The organism is Brevundimonas sp., from assembly GCF_046299535.1.
Lineage (GTDB): Bacteria > Pseudomonadota > Alphaproteobacteria > Caulobacterales > Caulobacteraceae > Brevundimonas.
The window spans coordinates 1-18,069 of sequence record NZ_JBKBIB010000010.1 but is presented as its reverse complement, the minus strand read 5'-3'; the positions used below and the strand labels follow the sequence as shown (position 1 = coordinate 18,069).

General features: G+C 68.6%; 13 protein-coding genes and 1 tRNA gene. 7 read left to right on the top strand and 7 right to left on the bottom strand.

The features are described 5' to 3' along the window. Position 1: 1 nt before the first annotated feature. Together ACK4FB_RS09645 and ACK4FB_RS09640 are read right to left on the bottom strand one after the other, a co-directional pair. Positions 2–859 carry a lipid A-modifier LpxR family protein gene (locus ACK4FB_RS09645; RefSeq protein ID WP_409751167.1) on the bottom strand — a complete coding sequence of 286 codons (858 nt, stop codon included), beginning with the start codon at positions 857–859 and terminating at the stop codon, positions 2–4. Between the two features lie 233 nt (positions 860–1,092). Further along, a complete protein-coding gene (locus ACK4FB_RS09640; RefSeq protein ID WP_409751164.1) occupies positions 1,093–2,988 on the bottom strand; it encodes a ribonucleoside-diphosphate reductase subunit alpha in 1,896 nt (631 codons plus the stop codon). Between the two features lie 341 nt (positions 2,989–3,329). Here ACK4FB_RS09640 and ACK4FB_RS09635 point away from each other — a divergent pair, with 341 nt between their 5' ends. The 3 genes from ACK4FB_RS09635 to ACK4FB_RS09625 all read left to right on the top strand — a co-directional run bounded on the left by ACK4FB_RS09635 (position 3,330) and on the right by ACK4FB_RS09625 (position 5,764). Continuing rightward, positions 3,330–4,094, top strand: a complete 765-nt coding sequence (locus ACK4FB_RS09635) for a phosphatase PAP2 family protein (RefSeq protein ID WP_409751161.1) — start codon at positions 3,330–3,332, stop codon at positions 4,092–4,094. A gap of 90 nt (positions 4,095–4,184) precedes the next feature. Further along, positions 4,185–5,273 (top strand): alkene reductase, encoded by a 1,089-nt coding sequence (locus ACK4FB_RS09630; protein WP_409751158.1) that lies wholly within the window; start codon positions 4,185–4,187, stop codon positions 5,271–5,273. Continuing rightward, positions 5,270–5,764: a MaoC family dehydratase gene (locus ACK4FB_RS09625; protein WP_409751531.1), complete on the top strand. Its 495-nt coding sequence runs from the start codon at positions 5,270–5,272 to the stop codon at positions 5,762–5,764. Before ACK4FB_RS09630 ends, ACK4FB_RS09625 begins: the two co-directional genes overlap by 4 nt. Before the next feature lie 23 nt (positions 5,765–5,787). On the opposite strand, the gene ACK4FB_RS09620 is transcribed toward ACK4FB_RS09625, so the two are convergent. Next, positions 5,788–5,864: transfer RNA gene (locus ACK4FB_RS09620), tRNA-Met, on the bottom strand. Between the two features lie 103 nt (positions 5,865–5,967). Then, positions 5,968–6,234: a hypothetical protein gene (locus ACK4FB_RS09615; RefSeq protein WP_409751155.1), complete on the bottom strand. Its 267-nt coding sequence runs from the start codon at positions 6,232–6,234 to the stop codon at positions 5,968–5,970. An 81-nt stretch (positions 6,235–6,315) separates the two neighbouring features. On the opposite strand from ACK4FB_RS09615, the gene ACK4FB_RS09610 reads away from it, so the two are divergent. The 3 genes from ACK4FB_RS09610 to pdeM all read left to right on the top strand — a co-directional run bounded on the left by ACK4FB_RS09610 (position 6,316) and on the right by pdeM (position 10,525). Then, the gene (locus tag ACK4FB_RS09610; protein ID WP_409751152.1) at positions 6,316–7,293 is read left to right on the top strand and encodes a helix-turn-helix transcriptional regulator; all 978 of its coding nucleotides are present in this window, start codon (positions 6,316–6,318) and stop codon (positions 7,291–7,293) included. A 113-nt stretch (positions 7,294–7,406) separates the two neighbouring features. After that, positions 7,407–9,821 carry a ligase-associated DNA damage response DEXH box helicase gene (locus ACK4FB_RS09605; RefSeq protein WP_409751528.1) on the top strand — a complete coding sequence of 805 codons (2,415 nt, stop codon included), beginning with the start codon at positions 7,407–7,409 and terminating at the stop codon, positions 9,819–9,821. 41 nt (positions 9,822–9,862) lie between these two features. Continuing rightward, complete coding sequence (pdeM, locus tag ACK4FB_RS09600) at positions 9,863–10,525, top strand: ligase-associated DNA damage response endonuclease PdeM (protein ID WP_409751525.1); 663 nt, start codon at positions 9,863–9,865, stop codon at positions 10,523–10,525. A gap of 4 nt (positions 10,526–10,529) precedes the next feature. Here pdeM and ACK4FB_RS09595 read toward each other — a convergent pair whose 3' ends face one another. Beyond that, entirely contained in the window at positions 10,530–11,939 is a 1,410-nt protein-coding gene (locus ACK4FB_RS09595) for a protein adenylyltransferase SelO family protein (protein ID WP_409751149.1), read from the bottom strand. 403 nt (positions 11,940–12,342) lie between these two features. On the opposite strand from ACK4FB_RS09595, the gene ACK4FB_RS09590 reads away from it, so the two are divergent. Continuing rightward, positions 12,343–14,922 carry a TonB-dependent receptor gene (locus tag ACK4FB_RS09590; RefSeq protein ID WP_409751146.1) on the top strand — a complete coding sequence of 860 codons (2,580 nt, stop codon included), beginning with the start codon at positions 12,343–12,345 and terminating at the stop codon, positions 14,920–14,922. Positions 14,923–15,290: 368 nt separating this feature from the next. On the opposite strand, the gene cobT is transcribed toward ACK4FB_RS09590, so the two are convergent. Both cobT and glk read right to left on the bottom strand, forming a co-directional pair. After that, positions 15,291–17,159 (bottom strand): cobaltochelatase subunit CobT, encoded by a 1,869-nt coding sequence (gene cobT, locus ACK4FB_RS09585; protein ID WP_409751143.1) that lies wholly within the window; start codon positions 17,157–17,159, stop codon positions 15,291–15,293. Between the two features lie 40 nt (positions 17,160–17,199). Then, on the bottom strand, positions 17,200–18,069 hold an 870-nt coding region (gene glk / locus ACK4FB_RS09580; RefSeq protein WP_409751140.1), incomplete at its 5' end, for a glucokinase.

Here is an 18,069-nt window from a genome sequence, read left to right as displayed (position 1 = left end):
GCTACCAGTCCGGTCGGATCGAGACCTGGAAGGCCAGCACGCCCTCGCTGCGTTCACGCTCGAAATCCCGTCCGACCAGTTCGCGCACCTTGTGCTTGCGATAGACGTAGCCGAACGAGGTCTGGAGGTCGCCGCGCCGCCAGGCCACGCCGACCTGGGCGTCGCCGATGAAGGATCCGGAATCGTGGCTCATGCCGGAGCTGACGAAATCGCCTTCGCGCGTGCGGGCGAAATTATAACCCACCGCCCGTCGCGAGCCTGCGGCGAAGACATACCAGCGGCCCTGATCTTCATCGAAGGCCGTGTCTCCGTCCGGAACCAGTCGATTCAGCCCCGAGCCGATGCGGATCGTGGCGCCGGCCTCGGCCGTTCCGCCTTCGCTGCCGACGCCGAACCCGGCGTGAGGGATCACCTCCACCTGAAGGCCGCTGTCAGGGTCATAGCTGCGCGAGGGCCAGCCGCGGGTGTAGCTCAGGCTGTATTCGTCGCCGGCGAGAACGGCGGCGTCGCGGGGGGTGAGGGGAATCGCTGCGCCGTCCGCGCGCAGCCAGTCGCCGCCACGGGTGAGGCGGAGCCGCTCAACGGCGCCGGAGGGGGTGTCGCGCCACGCTTCGGTGACCACTTCCCCGCGTCCGGGCGTGAAATCGTGATCCGCCAGGCGGAAGGCGCCGCCAAAGCCGCCCGGCGCGACATCCAGATGAGCGCTGTCGCTGAATTCGAAAGACGTGGTGTCCGCCCGCCACGCTCCGGGCACCGTCTGGGCGGGACCAGCCCAGGTCTGGGCGATCGCCGGAGACAGCGCTGACGCAGCCAGAAGAACCGCGCCAAGACCGCAGCAGATGTACCCTCCAGCTCTCATCAACGGCCTCCCTTCCGCTAACGACAGGATCAGACTGACGGCAAGCGCCGCTGCTGTCATCCCAGTTCGCTCGTCACGTTCCTTGCACACCAACGCCCCGGGGGCATTGATGTTCCGAATGTGGCGGAGGGGGCCTGATCCGCAGGGGGAGGGATCAGGCCCCGATCCTCATCTGGACGAACGTCAGTCGCGGGAGGATGGACCGGGTTCAGGACAGGGTGACTACCTCGCGCCTACTGGCAGGCCAGGCACTCGTCGTAGTCGGTGCGGGCGGCGGCGAACAGGTCGGGCTGATTGGGGTCCACCTCGACCTCGGCCTTGTCCGCGGAGCCGGCGAAAGCGGCGCGCTGAACCGACTTGGAGCGCAGATAGTACAGGGACTTCATGCCCTGCTCCCAGGCGCGCCAGTGCAGCATGTGCAGGTCCCACTTGTCCACGTCGCCGGGGATGAACAGGTTCACCGACTGGGCCTGGCAGATTTCCGGCGTGCGGTCGGCGGCCAGTTCGACCACCCAGCGCTGGTCCAGCTCGAAGGCGGTCTTGAAGATGGCTTTCTCGTCCTCGGTCAGCCCGTCCAGATGCTGGACCGAGCCTTCCTCTTCCAGGATCGAGTTCCACACCGCGTCGGTGTTCAGGCCCTTGGCCTCCAGAACCTGCTCCAGATAGGGGTTCTTGACGGCGAAGGAGCCCGACAGGGTCTTGTGGGTGTAGATGTTGGCCGGGATCGGCTCGATGCCGGCCGAGGTGCCGCCGCAGATGATCGAGATGGAGGCGGTGGGGGCGATGGCCAGCTTGTGGCTGAACCGCTCCATGACGCCGCGTTCGGCCGCGTCCTCGCAGGGGCCCTTCTCCTCGGCCAGCACGCGGCTGGCCTTGTCGGCCTCGCGGCGCAGGTGCTTGAACAGCCGCATGTTCCACGACTTGGCCATGGCGGATTCGAAGGCCACGCCCTGGGCCTGCAGGAACGAGTGAAAGCCCATCAGGCCCAGACCCACCGACCGCTCGCGTTTGGCCGAGTACACCGCCGCCTTCATTTCCGGCGGGGCGCGGCGGATGAAGTCCTCCAGCACATTGTCCAGGAACCGCATCAGGTCCTCAATGAACCGGGGCTCCTCGCGCCATTCCAGGAAGGTCTCGGCGTTGACCGAGGACAGGCAGCACACGGCGGTGCGGTCGATGCCCAGGTGGTCGGCGCCGGTGTGCAGCATGATCTCGCTGCACAGGTTGGACTGCTTCACCTTCAGGCCCAGCTCCTGCTGGTGGCGCGGCATGGCCTTGTTCACCGTGTCGGAGAAGATCAGGTAGGGCTCGCCGGTCTGCAGGCGGATCTCGAGGATCTTCTGCCACAGGTTGCGAGCGTCCACCGTCTTCATCACTTCGCCGTTCTTGGGCGACAGCAGGTCGAAGGTCTTGCCGTCGCGCACCGCCTCCATGAAGGCGTCGGTGATGTTGATGCCGTGGTGCAGGTTCAGGGACTTGCGGTTGAAGTCGCCCGAGGGTTTGCGGATCTCGAGGAACTCCTCGATCTCGGGGTGGTGCACGTCCAGATAGACCGCCGCCGAGCCGCGGCGCAGCGACCCTTGCGAAATGGCCAGGGTCAGGCTGTCCATCACGCGGATGAAGGGGATGATGCCCGAGGTCTGGCCCTGACCCTTGACCTTCTCGCCGATGGAGCGGACGCCGCCCCAGTAGGTGCCGATGCCGCCGCCGTTGGACGCCAGCGCCACGTTCTCGTTCCAGACCGACTGGATGCCGTCGAGCGAGTCGCCCACCGCGTTCAGGAAGCAGCTGATGGGCAGGCCGCGGTCGGCGCCGCCGTTGGACAGCACCGGGGTGGCCGGCATGAACCACAGCTTCGACATGTAATCATAGACGCGCTGGGCGTGTTCGGCGTCGTCAGCATAGGCCGTGGCGACGCGGGCGAACATGTCCTGATAGGACTCGCCCGGCAGCAGGTAGCGGTCCTCCAGCGTCTTCTTGCCGAAGTCGGTCAGCAGCGTGTCGCGCGAGCGGTCGAGCTGGATGCCCTGAACGACGCTCAGCGCCGGCCGGTCAGCACCCAGGCTGATCACATCGGCCGTCTTCGCCTTGGGATCGAAATCCGCCTTCAACGCTTCACCACCAGCCATATTCGTCTAAACCCTGAACTAATCGGTTATGGAACCTTGCTCCGCCCCCAGACACTAAATCTGGTGTTCGAAGCACCCCGCTCGCCTAGATGTATGGGCGCACATCCCTAACGCCCCGTAAAGCACTTGACCGGGGCTTTGTCGGTCGAATCGGTGGAGCGGTTTCCGGAGCCTGTGGAAATTCCCCGGAAACGGGATGTGACAGTTCGAAAAAAGTGATCGGCGAAACATTTCACGAAGCCGTGAGAAGGGCGCTCAAGCAGCGAGCGTCCGCGACGCGAGCGATAGCGCCATAAAAAGCCACGGAACGGCGCCGTCAGCTTGACCGTTCGGGGATCACCATGCGCGCTTTTCCCATCCTTGATCGCACCGGACTGACCCGCCTCGCCAGTCGCCTTCTCGCCCTGGCCCGCACCGAGTTGGCCCTGCTCACAGCGCTTTTGGTGGGGGCGGTCGGGGTGCTGACCTTCATCGAGATCGCCGACGACATGACCGAGGCGGACGGCCGCGCCTTTGACGCCATGGTGCTGGGGGCCCTGCGGCCCCACGGCGATCCCGGTCACGCCTGGGGCCCCTGGTGGCTTGAGGAAGCGATGGCGGATGTCACCTCCCTGGGCGGCATATCGGTGCTTGGCCTCTTCGCCGTCGCGGTGGTGGGCTTTCTGGTGATCCAGAGGAAGCGCCTGTCGGCCCTGATGCTGGTGATCGGCCTTGCGGGCGGGGTGGCGCTCAGCGAGGGCTTCAAGGGGATTTTCGAGCGCGAACGCCCCCCGGCGGAATACCAGGCGGTGGACACCCTCAACGCCAGCTTCCCCTCCGGCCACGCCCTGTTGTCCACGGTGTTCTATCTGACCGTAGGCGTGATGCTGGCCCGGGTCCTGCCCAGCCGGCGTCTGAAGGTGTGGGTCATGGCCATGGCGGTGACCATCGCCATGCTGGTGGGCATCAGCCGGGTCTATCTGGGCGCCCACTGGGCCACGGACGTCTTCGCCGGATGGAGCCTGGGCGCGGCCTGGGCCATGGCCCTGTGGCTGGCCGCCCATCTGATCGAACGCTTCCCGCGCCGCCACCACGCCCCGCTGCAGGATGAACCGGCATCGGAATAGGAAGGCCGCAGCCGGCGACCTTGCTGCGCCCCCGGGGCGTTTCCATATGACGGCGTCGGCCGTTGTCGCCGGAATGTCTGAAAGCCCCCGATGTCCAACAAGACCCTGTTCGAATCCTGCACGCTCGGCGCCCTCACCCTGGCCAACCGCATCGTCATGGCGCCCCTGACCCGCAATCGCGCCGGTCCGGGCCTCGTGCCAGGCGAACTGGCGGCCGAATACTATGCCCAGCGGGCGTCCGCCGGCCTGCTGATCGCCGAGGCCACGCAGGTTTCTCCCCAGGCGCAGGGTTATCAGGACACTCCGGGCGTCTATACCGACGCGCAGATCGCCGGCTGGCGCAAGGTGACCGACGCCGTCCATGACAAGGGCGGCCGCATCTTTCTTCAGCTCTGGCACGTGGGCCGGATCTCTCATGTGGACCTGCAGCCCGGCGGCGCGGCCCCGGTGGCGCCGTCGGCCATACGCGCGCCGACCAAGACCTTCGTGAACAATCGCTTCGTCGATGTGTCCGAGCCCCGCGCCCTCGCCCTGGACGAGATCCCGGGCGTCATCGCCGATTTCCGCAAGGCGGCGGCGAACGCGATCTCGGCCGGATTCGACGGCGTGGAGATCCACGGCGCCAACGGCTATCTGCTGGACCAGTTCGCCAAGGACGGCGCCAACAAACGAACGGACGCCTACGGCGGCTCCGTGGAGAACCGCGCTCGCCTGATGCTTGAGGTCGCCGAAGCCGTGGCCGACGAGATCGGCCCCGAGCGCACAGGCATCCGTCTGTCGCCGGTGTCTCCGGCCAACGGCATCTCGTGCAGCGACCCGCAGGCCCAGTTCGACTACATCGTCGACAAGCTGGACGCCCTGGGGATCGTCTACATCCACGTGGTGGAAGGGGCGACCGGGGGCCCGAGGGACGTGGCGCCGTTCGATTTCGAAGGGCTGCGTCGCCGGTTCTCGAACATCTACATCGCCAACAACGGCTATGACCGCGACCTCGCGGAAACCCGGCTGGCCGCGGGGCATGCGGACCTGTTCGCCTTCGGGCGGCCGTTCATCTCCAACCCGGATCTGGTCGAGCGTCTCAAGACCGCCGCGCCCCTTGCGGAAATGGATACCGCGACCCTCTATGGGGGCGGGGCCGCCGGCTACACGGACTATCCGGCGCTGTCGCCGGGGGACTGAAAGGCCCGGCGGCGCACAGGCGGGCAGCGGAGCAGCGGACGATGGAATATTTCGAGGATGTCGCGGTCGGCGACACGGCCCGCTTCGGCGCCTGTGTGGTCGACCGTGACGAGGTGATCGCCTTCGCCCGGCAGTACGACCCGCAGCCGTTCCACCTGTCCGACGATCCGGCCGCGAAGACGCCCTTCAAACGCCTGGCCGCCAGCGGTTGGCACACCTGCGCCATGACCATGGCCATGACCGTAGAGCACAGCCGGACGCGCCGGCAGGCCCTTCTGGGGTCGCCGGGAATCGATGAGCTGCGCTGGCTGAAGCCGGTCTATCCCGGCGACAAACTGCGCTGCGAGACCAAGGTGATCGAGGCGCGTCGTTCCCGGAGCCGCCCTGCCATGGGACTGATAAAGACGCGGGTGACGGTGCTCAATCAGGACGACGTGGCCGTCATGACCTTCATCGGCAACATGATGATTCAGGCTCGTCCGTCCGGCTAGGTCGCCCGTGGCAGGGGACCGGATGGTGGCTGGGGGCGGGATCGAACCGCCGACCTATGGGTTATGAATCCATCGCTCTAACCACCTGAGCTACCCAGCCGCCGGAGACGCCCGGAGCCGGGCGCGTGGTCAAGAGAGACGCGCCTATATAGGGCCTGCCATTCCGGTTCAAGACCGTCCCGGCGATCCGTTCGCCCACCGCTTCAGGCGGCCGCGCGCCACTGGCGTGAAGGCTGGGCCGGGCGGAAGGTTTCAGCCTTGAACTCGTCCCACAGGGCGTCCTCGTCCGTATAGCGTCCGGCGGCCGCGTCGATCACATCCACAACCTGTTCTTCCAGCCGGTCCCAGATCACCGCCAGGTCGCCGCAACCGTCGGCCTCGCAGGGCACGATCAGGTAGCGGGCGTCGTTGACGGCGCGGCCGGGCGTGAAGGCGGCGGGGGCGTAGCGGGCGGCGATGTGGCTGGCCATGGAAGGGTCCTCGATCTCTGCGGCGTCTTGCCGATGAAACCACCCTATGACAGTGTTGCGTCAAAATCGGACGTAGGTGAAATGCGACACGACAAGGCCGCTATGGTTATCGACCTGGCCCGCCGCATGGCCGGCAGCGCCGAGGGCCTGACCCTGGACGACATGGCCCGCGATCTGGACGTGGGCCGCCGCACCGCCGAGCGCATGCGCGACGCGGTGCTGATGCTGTTCCCCGGGGCCGAGGAGGTGTCAGACCCGCCCACCAAGCGCTGGCGCATCCGCGGCGGCCTGTCGGCCTTCGAGCAGGCGCCGACGACCACGGAACTGGTGGAGCTGAACCGCGCCGCCCTGGCCCTGCGCCGCGCCGACGAGCCTGTGCGGGCCGCGGCGCTGGAAAGCCTTGAGCGCAAGATCAAGTCGGCGGTGCGCTCCACAACCCTGAACCGGCTGGCGCCCGATCTGGAGGCGCTGGTGCGGGCCGAGACCATCGCGGTGCAGGCCGGGCCCCGCCCCACGGCGGACGAATCCATGCTGGCGGCCATCCGGGGCGCGGTGCTGGCGGAGCGGGCGCTGGGCTTCATCTACAGCCGGCCGGGCGCCGAGGCGCGCCGCCGCACCGTGGCGCCCTGCGGCCTGATGTTCGGCCGGGCCAACTATCTGGTGGCCGCCGATCTGGGCACGCAGAAGATCCAGACTTTCCGCCTCGACCGCATGAGCGCGGTGGAGGCGCTGGACCAGACCGCCCGCCCGCCGGAAGGCTTCGACCTTGCCGCCTTCGCCAACCGCTCGTTCGGCATCTATCAGGATGATGTGGAGGACGTGGCCCTGCATATCACTGCCGAGGGCGCGGCCGAGGCCCGGGCCTGGCGCTGGCACCCCACCCAGACGCTGGAGGACCAGCCGGAGGGATCGGTGATCGTGCGCTTCACCGCCAGCGGCATGCGCGAACTGGCCTGGCACCTGTTCACATGGGGCGAGCGGGTCCGCATCCTGGCCCCCGACCGGCTCAAGGCGGTGATGGCCGACGAGCTGGCCGCGGCGATGCGGGCGCACGGCTGATGCATAAGGCAGGTGAAACGGAACGGGAACGTCGCTAAGAGGTGAGGGTAACTCCTTGAGGAAGCGTCGCCATTTCGCCCCCCCGACCGCTGACGACTGATCCGGACGTAGGGCTGCTGCCCACCCGCTTCGCCGACTGGTTCGCCGGGCGGGGCTGGAGCGTGCGCGATCACCAACTGGCCATGGTGGCCAAGGGCCGCGAGGACGCCGACGTGCTGCTGGTGGCGCCCACCGGCGGCGGCAAGACCCTGGCCGGCTTCCTGCCCAGCCTGATCGACCTGACCGAGCGGGGCCCCCGCAACGGGCCGAAGGGCGTCCACACCCTCTACATCTCGCCGCTGAAGGCGCTGGCGGTGGATGTGGAGCGCAATCTGATGACCCCGGTGCGCGAGATGGACCTGCCCATCGTGGTTGAGTCCCGCACCGGCGACACAGGTCAGGCGCGGAAGCAACGCCAGCGGGTCACCCCGCCCGACATCCTGCTGACCACCCCCGAGCAACTGGCCCTGTTCTGCGCTTGGGAGGGCGCGCGGGGCTATTTCGAGGACCTGCGCTGCGTGGTGGTGGACGAGATCCACGCCATCCACAGCTCCAAGCGCGGCGACCTGCTGTCGCTGGGGCTGGCCCGATTGAGACAGTTCGCGCCCCACGCGCGCTTCGTGGGCCTGTCGGCGACGGTGGATGATCCCGCAGCGGTGCGCGGCTGGCTGTCGGACCGGGGGGACGACCTGGTGCTGGGCCGCCCCGGCGCGCCGCCGGTCATGGAGGTGCTGCTGTCTGAAAACCGGGTGCCTTGGGCCGGCCACACCGCCCAGCACGCCATGGACGAGGTCTATGAGACCATCAAGACGGCGACCACCACCCTGATCTTCGTCAACACCCGCTGGCAGGCCGAGTTCGCCTTTCAGGAGTTGTGGCGGCTGAACGAGGACGGCCTGGCCATCGCGCTTCATCACGGCAGCCTGTCGGCCGAACAACGCCGCAAGGTGGAGGCCAAGATGGCCCGGGGCGAGCTGCGGGCCGTGGTCTGCACCTCCACCCTCGATCTGGGCATCGACTGGGGCGCGGTGGATCTGGTGATCCAGCTGGCGGCGCCCAAGGGCTCGTCCCGGCTGGTCCAGCGCATCGGCCGGGCCAACCACCGGCTGGACGAGGCGTCGCGCGCCATCCTCGTGCCCGCCAGCCGGTTCGAGATGCTGGAGTGCCAGGCGGCGGTGGAGGCGGTGGCCGAGAATGCGCTGGACGGCGAGCCGGTGCGGGTCGGGGCGCTGGATGTGCTGGCCCAGCACGTCATGGGCTGCGCCTGTTCCGAGCCCTTCGACCTTCAGGTCCTGTACGACGAGGTGCGCCGCGCCGCGCCCTATGCGGACCTGTCGTGGGAGGACTGGGAGCGGGTGGTGGATTTCGTCTCCACCGGCGGCTACGCCCTCAAATCCTATGACCGCTTCCGCCGCATCGTGCGCGGGCAGGATGGATTATGGCGGGTGCGCAACGAGGAGACCGCGCGCCGTCACCGCATGAATGTGGGCGCCATCATCACCGCCCAGACGCTGTCGCTGCGCCTGCCCGGCCGCCACGGCTCGGGCAAGAAGATCGGCGAGGCCGAGGAATGGTTCTTCGAACAGATGACGCCGGGCGACACCTTCGTCTTCGGCGGCGAGATCTGGCGCTTCATGGGCATCGAGGGGACGAGCGCCATCGTCACCCGCGCGGCGGACAAGGAGCCCAAGGTGCCCAGTTGGGGCATGTCCAAATTCCCCCTGTCCACCTTCCTCGCCAGCCGGGTGCGGCGGATGATGAGCGACCCGTCCGCGTGGTCCGTCCTGCCCGCCGATGTGCAGGAGTGGCTTGAGGCCCAGCGCGACCATTCCAGCCTGCCGGGCGTCGACGACCTGCTGATCGAGACCTTCGCCCGGGGCAACCGCTGTTTCATGGTGGTCTATCCGTTCGAGGGGCGCATCGCCCACTCGACCCTGGCCATGCTGCTCACCCGGCGGCTGGACCGGGCGGGGGTTGGCCCCATCGGCTATGTGGCCAATGACTACATGCTGGCCATCTGGTCGGTGAAGCCCATGGACGGCCTCGATTTCGACGCCCTGTTCGAACAGGACATGCTGGGGGACGATCTGGAAACCTGGCTGGACGAGAGCTTCATGATGAAGCGTACCTTCAAGGACTGCGCCCTGATCGCCGGGCTGATCGAGCGGCGCATGCCGGGCCACGAGAAGAACAGCCGTCAGGTGACCTTCTCGGCGGACCTGATCTACGACACCCTGCGCCGCCATGATCCGGACCATCTGCTGCTGCGGTGCGCGCGGGCGGACGCGGCGCGGGGCCTGCTGGACGTGGCGCGGCTGGGCGAGCTCCTGTCCCGCATCCGGGGGCGCATCCGGGTCCAGCGGCTGGAGCGGGTCTCGCCCTTCGCCGTGCCCGCCATGATGGAGATCGGCCGCGAGCGCGCGCCGGGCTCCTCCGCCGCCGAGATGATGCTGGAGCAGGCCGCGCTGATCGAGGAGGCCATGGCGTGACGGCGTGGCGGGTTCAGCAGCGGGCGTGCGGTTCGGCGGTCATGGCGGTCAATGACGCCGAGGTGGTCCTGCGCCCCTCCGGCGCCCTGTGGCTGGAGGGCGAGCGGGCGCTGGTCGCAGCGGACCTCCACCTCGAGAAGGGCTCGGCCTACGCCGCCCGCGGCCAGATGCTGCCCCCCTACGACACCCGCGAGACCCTGGACCGGCTGCAGGCCGAGGTCGAGGCGCTGGACCCGCGCGTCACCGTGCTGCTGGGCGACACCCTGCATGACGGCTCGGCCACCACCCGCATCGCCCCGGACGACCGGGCGCGCATCGCGGCGCTGGCCCGGCGCACGACCCTTTTGTGGATCACCGGCAACCACGACCCCGAGGGCTCGGGCGATCTGGCGGGCGAGACGGCGGTGGAGATCGGCCTGTCGAAACTGGTCCTGCGCCACGAACCCAGCCCCGGCCCCACGCCCGGCGAGGCGGCGGGCCACCTGCACCCCTGCGCGCGGGTGAAGGGGACGGCCGGGTCGGTGCGGCGGCGTTGCTTCGTCACCGACGGCCAGCGCCTGATCCTGCCCGCCTTCGGCGCCTACGCCGGCGGACTGAACGTGCGCGACCCCGCCTTCTCAGGCCTGTTCGCCCGACCGCCGCTGGCGGTGGCCTTGGGCAAGAAGGCCCACGCGGTGCGGTGGGGGATGCTGGTGGGGGACTGACCCGTCAGAAATCCAGCGCCTGACGCCACGCCTCGATGCGGGCCAGCTTGTCCTCGAACGGCCCCCAGTCGTCCCGCGCGTCGATGGCGGCCCAGATCGTCTCCACCTCGTCGATCAGCAGTTCCTCGGGCTCGTCAGCCCGGAACGCCGGATGTTCCAGCCGCTCGGGCCGGTCGGGCTCGTGCTCGAACAGGGCGAAGCGGAAGGCGTCGAAGGCCTCGCCCTGATACAGCGCCCGACGCGGCCCGCGCAGGGCGCGCTCGGACGAGGCGAAACCGGCGAACCAGTCGAAGAACAGGGGCTCCCACCGCAGCGCCTCGCCGCCTTCGCGCAGCAGGGCCAGAGTCGTATCCACCAGCCGCTGATCCGCCGCCTCGCCCAGGCTCTTCACGCCCAGCCGCATCAGGAAGGCCGCGCGCAGGTGCCGGATATAGGCCGGGCCGAAGCCGTTCAGCGCATCCGTCAGGGGCTCCGCGTCCGCCACAAGCCTCAAGGCCCCGCCCAGTTGGGTCAGGTTCCAGAACACCGCCTCGGGCTGGCGTGCAAAGGCGTACAGGCCCGTCTGGTCGAAATAGGCGGCCGTGAAGCCGGGCTCGTAGTGCGGCAGGAACCGCCACGGGCCGTAGTCGAAGCTCTCGCCCGTCACGTTCAGATTGTCGGTGTTCAGCACCCCGTGCACGAAGCCCGCGGCGATCCAGCGGGCGGTCAGCTTCGCGGACGCCTCCACCACGGCGGCCATCAGGCCCGCCGCGTCGCCCTCGGCGACCTGCGGGTGATAGTGGGTCCGCACGTGCTCGATCAAAATCTCGATCTGGTCGCGCCGCTCCAGATACGCCGCCCGCTGGAACGTGCCGAAGCGCACATGGCTGTGGCCCAGCCGCACCAGCACCGCCGAGCGCGTCGGCGAGGGCTCGTCGTGGCGGGTCAGTTGCTCGCCCGTCTCGATCAGGCTGAACGGGCGGCTGGTGGGGACGCCCAGCGCCTCCAGCATCAGCGGCGCCAGCACCTCGCGCACCCCGCCTTTCAGCGTCAGCCGCCCGTCGGCCCCGCGCGACCAGGGCGTCTGGCCGGAGCCCTTGGTCGCCAGATCCAGCAGGCGGCCGGTCCCGGCCTCCAGCATCTGGGCGGCCAGAAAGCCCCGGCCGTCGCCCAGATCCGGATTGTAGGTGCGGAACTGGTGCCCGTGATACCGCATGGCCACCGGCCCGGGCTGGCCGGGCAGGGGAGCGAACCGGCCGAAGGCGCCCGTCCATTCGGCCTCCGTCAGGCCGTCCAGTCCCACTGTCATCGCCGCGCGCTCGTTACGGAACCGCGTTATGTGCTGAGGGAAGTCGGCCGGTTCCACGGCGTCGCCGAAGGCGTCTCCCAGGTCAAAGAATGCGGGTCGAGGGCGATAGGCGTCTTGAACAGGCATGGGCTCTAGGTGCCCCCCCAGTAGATGGGGCGCAAGCGCCCACCTCCGCTTCTTCATGCGCGATCCGCATCGCGGTAGGGCGTTCGCTCGCCAGGAATCGCCATTCCGGGGTGTATGCGCCCCGGGCGGCCGTCCCTCAGCGAGAGCACGCAGCGGCGAAAAGGCGCCAAAAGTCCGGAAACCCTTGTCAATATTGACGTTGCGTAACGATTTTCTGTCACTTTCGCGTCACACCGGCAGGTTTCAGGGCGGAATTGCGACCGGACTTATTGTCGCGATTCAGAGCTTGGACTAGTCGTTGACTGACGAACCCCGTTTTCCACGAAGATGCGGGGTCGCAGGGACCAGGAAACGCCGCGGCGTCCACACCGGACGCCGGGCCTCAAGAGCCGGGGGTTGCTCCATGCGCTTCACTAAACTTCTCACCACGTCCGCTTCAGCCATCGTTCTGACGGCCGTCGCCGCTACCGGCGCCGCCGCCCAGGAGGTGACGTCCGTCGACGAGATCATCGTCACCGCCCAGAAGCGGGAACAGAGCCTGCAGGATGTGCCGATCGTGGTCACGTCTCTGTCGCAGCAGGTGCTGGAAAACGCCGGCGTCCGCGACATCAAGGACATGACGATCCTGACGCCGGGTCTGACCGTGACCTCGACCACGTCCGAGACCATCACCACCGCCCGTATCCGCGGCGTCGGCACCGTGGGCGACAACCCCGGTCTGGAAAGCTCGGTCGGCATTGTCATCGACGGCGTCTATCGCCCCCGCAACGGCGTCGGCTTCGGCGACCTGGGCGAAATGTCCCGCATCGAGGTGCTGAAGGGACCCCAGGGGACCCTGTTCGGCAAGAACACCTCCGCCGGCGTCATCAACATCGTGACCGAGGCCCCCTCGTTCCAGCCCGGCTTCAACGGCGAACTGACGGCGGGCAATTTCGGCGCCCTGGGCGCATCGATGTCGGTCACCGGGCCCCTGTCCGAGAACATCGCCGGTCGCCTGTATGTGGCCTCGCGCGAGCGTGACGGCTTCTATGACGTCAACACCACCAGCGGCCCGCGCACCGCCACCGACGACCAGAACCAGGATTTCTGGACCGTTCGCGGCCAACTGCTGATCCTGCCCAGCGACGAGGCGTCCATCCGCCTGATCGCCGACTACACCAAGCGCGATGAGTACTGCTGCGTCGCCACCCAGGTGCGCACCGGCCCGACCGGCGCGATCATCAACGCCCTGGCCCCCGGCGGCAACGGCGTGGTGGGACCGCAACCCGGCTTCGCCCCGAACCCGTTCACCCGCTCGGTCAACGCCAACCGTCCCACCGACCAGCAGGTCGAGGACTGGGGCCTGTCGGCCGAGGTGAACGTCGACACCGCCCTGCTGGGCGGGTCGACCCTGACGTCGATCACCGCGTTCCGTGGATGGGACTCCGTCAACGGGTCTGACATCGACTTCTCGGGCGCCGACCTCTTCTATCGTTCGCCCGACGGCAACTTCGGCTTCTCCATGGATCAGTGGAGCCAGGAACTGCGTCTGGCCGGCTCCAGCCAGAACTTCGACTGGCTGGTGGGCATGTTCTACGCCGAGGAGACCCTGCGCCGTCAGGACAGCTTCATCTTCGGCCCGGCCTTCACGCCGTTCTTCTCGACCCTGATCACGTCGCAGCTGGGCGCGCCGGACCCCAACGCCCTGCCGTGCATCACCGCCGATCCCATCACCTTCGCGGTCTGCACCGGCGCCCTTGCGCCGTTCCCCGGCTTCGTTCCGAACTTCGGACCGACCGTCCCGGCCGGCTCCGGCTATCTCGACCGCTACAGCCAGTCTTCGGACTCCATCGCCTTCTTCACCAACAATAGCTGGCGCGCCACCGACGCCCTGGAGTTCACCCTGGGCCTTCGCTACACCCGCGAAGAGAAGGTGATGCACACGTTGCAGAACAACATCGGCGGCGGCGACGCCGGCTGTACGGCCGTGCGCAACAATCCCTTCGCGCCGCCGGCGCTTCTGGGCGGCGCCCTCTGCATCAACCAGTTGAACCCGGACTTCGACGGCCGGGCCTACACCCAGGTGCTGGAAGACGACGACATCTCCGGCCGGTTCGCGGTGCAGTACCGCTTCAACCCGGAACTGATGGTCTACGGCTCGTACGCACGCGGCTACAAGGCCGGCGGCTTCAACCTTGAGCGTTCCAGCGGCCCGAACCCGGCCCGCCCCGGCGACGTTCTGCCCATCGACGACACCTCGTTCCCGGCCGAAACCGTGGACAGCTGGGAACTGGGCTTCAAGAGCACCCTGCTGAACCGTCAGCTGCTGTTCAATGCGACCTGGTTCCACCAGACCTTCTCGGACTTCCAGCTGAACACCTTCGCGGGCATCAACTTCATCGTGGAGTCGATCCCCGAGCTGACCTCCACCGGCGTCGACGCCGACCTGCTGTGGCTCACCCCGGTCGAGGGCCTGACCCTGACCGGCGGCGTCACCTACGCCCAGACCGAGTACGGCGACTTCACCGCCGCCGACCTGTCGGACCCCTCGCGCTTCCCGGCGCTCAGCCTGCTGCCGGGCGCCCAGATGTCCTTCGCTCCGGAATGGTCTCTGACGGCGGGCGTCAACTACGACCGCTCGCTGGGCGGCGGCCTGCGCGGCCTGTTCAGCCTGTCGGCCAAGTACACGTCGGAATACAACACCGGCTCGGACCTGCTGCCGCTCAAGATGAACGACGCCATGACCCTGGTGAACGGCCGCATCGGCATCGGCTCCGAGGATGACCGCTGGACCCTGGAGATCTGGGGCCAGAACCTGACGGACGAGGAGTACGCCCAGGTGGTCTTCAACGGCCCGCTGCAGGGCAACGCCTTCCAGGCCACGCCCACCGCCTCGGGTCCCTACGCTGGCACCTTCTACAATCCGGCGGCCGACACCCTGACCTACAACGCCTTCCTGGGCGCGCCGCGCACCTGGGGCGTGACCCTGCGGGTCCGCTACTGATCCGCACCGCCTTTGCGTGATTGAGAACCGGCCGGGAGGGCGACCTCCCGGCCGGTTTTTCTTTGGGCAGGGGCGCGACTCGCGCGTTCGTCCGCCGTTTTCCCGGCGCGAACCGCCGCCCCTGCAAGGGCCCTGACGAATTTGGAGGCTTTTTCCGCCGCCGCGTTCGGGGCGCCCGCATACTCACCGGTCGGGTTTGGCGGCGGGACATCCGCAGGCCTGGCGGAATTCAGACAGTCCGAATTGCCGAACGCCCCTCATCGAGGAGAAAAGACAGACAAAACAACAGCTGACTATGGAGCGCTCGCCCCGATTTCGGACAATTCGGACAATTCGGACAGTCTTTTTCCCGGCGCCAGAGTCCGAAATCAGGCCGCGCGGCGGCGCCGCTGCGGGACCGGTCGGGCCTCGGCCTCGAACAGCTCGGCCAGCTTCTCGGTCATGGCCCCGCCCAGCTGCTCCACGTCTGTGATGGTCAGGGCCTTGCGGTACCAGCGGGTCACGTCGTGGCCGATGCCGATGGCCAGAAGCTCCACCGGCGAGCGCTCCTCGATCCAGCCGATCACCTGCCGCAGGTGCTTGTCCAGATAAAGGGATGCATTGGCTGACTGGGTGGAGTCGTCCACCGGGCTGCCGTCCGAGATGACCATCAGGATGCGCCGGGCCTCGCCGCGCGCCAGCAACCGGTCGTGCGCCCACAACAGGGCCTCGCCGTCGATGTTCTCCTTCAGCAGGCCCTCGCGCATCATCAGGCCCAGGTTCTTCTTGGACCGGCGCCAGGGCGCGTCGGCAGCCTTGTAGATGATGTGGCGCAGGTCGTTCAGCCGGCCCGGCTCGGCCGGCTTGCCCGCGCTGATCCACGCTTCGCGCGACTGGCCGCCCTTCCAGGCGCGGGTGGTGAAGCCCAGCACCTCCACCTTGACGCCGCACCGCTCAAGGGTGCGCGCCAGAATGTCGGCGCACACCGCCGCCACCATGATCGGCCGCCCGCGCATGGAGCCGGAGTTGTCCAGCAGCAGGGTCACAACCGTGTCGCGGAAGGGGCTCTCGCTCTCCTCCTTGAAGCTCAGCGGCGCGGTGGGGTCGGTGATCACCCGGGTCAGGCGGGCGGTGTCCAGCACCCCCTCCTCCAGGTCGAACATCCAGGACCGGTTCTGTTGCGCCAGCAGGCGGCGCTGCAGCCGGTTGGCCAGTCGCGCCACGACGCTGGACACCTGCACCAGTTGCTGGTCCAGCAGCGACCGTAGCCGCGCCAGCTCGCCCGGATCGCACAACTCCTCGGCCCCGATGGTCTCGTCGAAGGCGGTGGTGAAGGCGCGGTAGCCGTCGGTGGGCCGTCCGTCGTCGGCGTTGGCCCGGCGCTGGGGCTGGTCGCCCTCGGACAGTTCCGGATCGCCGTCCCCGGGTTCGGCCTCGCCGTCCGGGCGTCCGCCCTCGGGCCGGGTCTCCCGCTCCTCCTCGGCCCCCGCGTCGTCGGCCGAGCCCTCCATGGACTGGCCGCCCTCGCCGCCGGCCTCGTCCTCGTCCTGATCGTCGGCGGCGTCCGGCTCCTGCGGGTCGGGCTCCTCCTCGCCGGGGTCGTCCGAGGCGTCCTCGCCGCGTCCGTCGCCGGGGTCCATATCCAGCGCCCGCAGCACGTCCTTCAGGGCCGCCCCGAACGCAGCCTGATCCCCGGCCAGCGCCGTCAGCGCATCCAGTTGATCGCCCGCCCGGTCTTCCAGATCGGCGCGCACCAGATCCACCATGGCCTTCAGGCCGTCCGGTGCGGGCTCGCCGGTCAGGCGCTCGCGCACCAGCAGGCCCACGGCCTCGGCCACGGGCACCCGCTGGGCCTCGGTGGCCGCCGCCGCTCCCATGCGGTGCAGGCGCGACACCAGCGCCGCGTTCATGTTCTCGCGCACGCCTTTCAGGGACGTGGAGCCCACCGCCTCGATGCGGGTCTGCTCCACGGCGTCGAACACATCGGCGGCCGAGGCGTCGGCGGGGCGAAGGCGCGCGTTCAGCCCTTCATCGTGATTGGCCAGCCGCAGGGCCATGCGATCGGCCTGGCCGCGCAGGGTCTGGGCCTCGGGACCGCCGGGGTCGCGCGGCGGCGTGGGCAGGGTCAGGGTCTGTCCGACCACCTTTGGCCCGTCGGTCCCGAACAGGACCTCAAGATCCGGCTGTTCCGCCAGCGCCCGCGCGGCGTGCGCGATCGCGCGCTTGAAGATCTCGGTCGGACTGTCGGAAACGGCCATGCCCGACACATACCGCAAAGCGCGGGCGGGAAAAGGGCTGTCATTCCTCGGCGAAGGCGACCCGTGCGGCGCCCAGCAGGGCCGCATGCTTGTGGGTGATCACCCAGGTGGGGATGTCGGCCATGTAGTCCTTGAAGCGGCCCTTGCGCTCGAAGCGCTGGCGGAAAGGACTGGCCTTCAGGAAGGGCAGGATGCGCGGGGCGATGCCCCCGGCGATATAGACCCCGCCGCGGGAGCCCATGGTCAGGGCGATGTCCCCCGCCGCCGCGCCCAGAATGGCGCAGAACCGGGCCAGGGTCGCGCCGCACGCGCTGTTCGGGTTCTCCAGCGCCGAACGGGTGATCTCGGCGGGATCGTCGATGTGACTCTCGCGCCCGTCGATCTCGGCCAGCGCCCGGTGCATGTTCAGCAGGCCCGGCCCGCAGATCAGCCGCTCAATGGACACCCGGTCATAGCGGCGGCGCAGGATGCGCAGGATCTCGTCCTCGACGGGGTCGCCCGGCGCGAAACAGGCATGGCCGCCCTCGGAGGGCAGGGCCATTTCATTGCCGTGGATATCCCGCGCCAGCCCGGCGACGCCGAAGCCCGTGCCGGGCCCCAGCACCGCGATGGCCGAGTGGGCATCGCCCTGCTCCGGTCCGCCCAGGCTTTCCAGACAGTCAGCAGGCACGATGGGCGCGCCCCAGGCCAGGGCCTCGAAATCATTGATCAGGCGGATGGGGTTCAGGCCCAGGGTCGCCAGCTCGGCTTCCGACACCTGCCAGGGCGAGTTGGTCAGGTCGATGGCGCCGTCGGTGACCGGCCCGGCCACCGCGATGATCCCGCCCGTGGGCTTGACCTCGCAGCCGTCGATGAAGGCCCGCACGCCCTCCAGAAAGGTCGGGTAATCCGCGCCGAGGAAGCTCTCGTG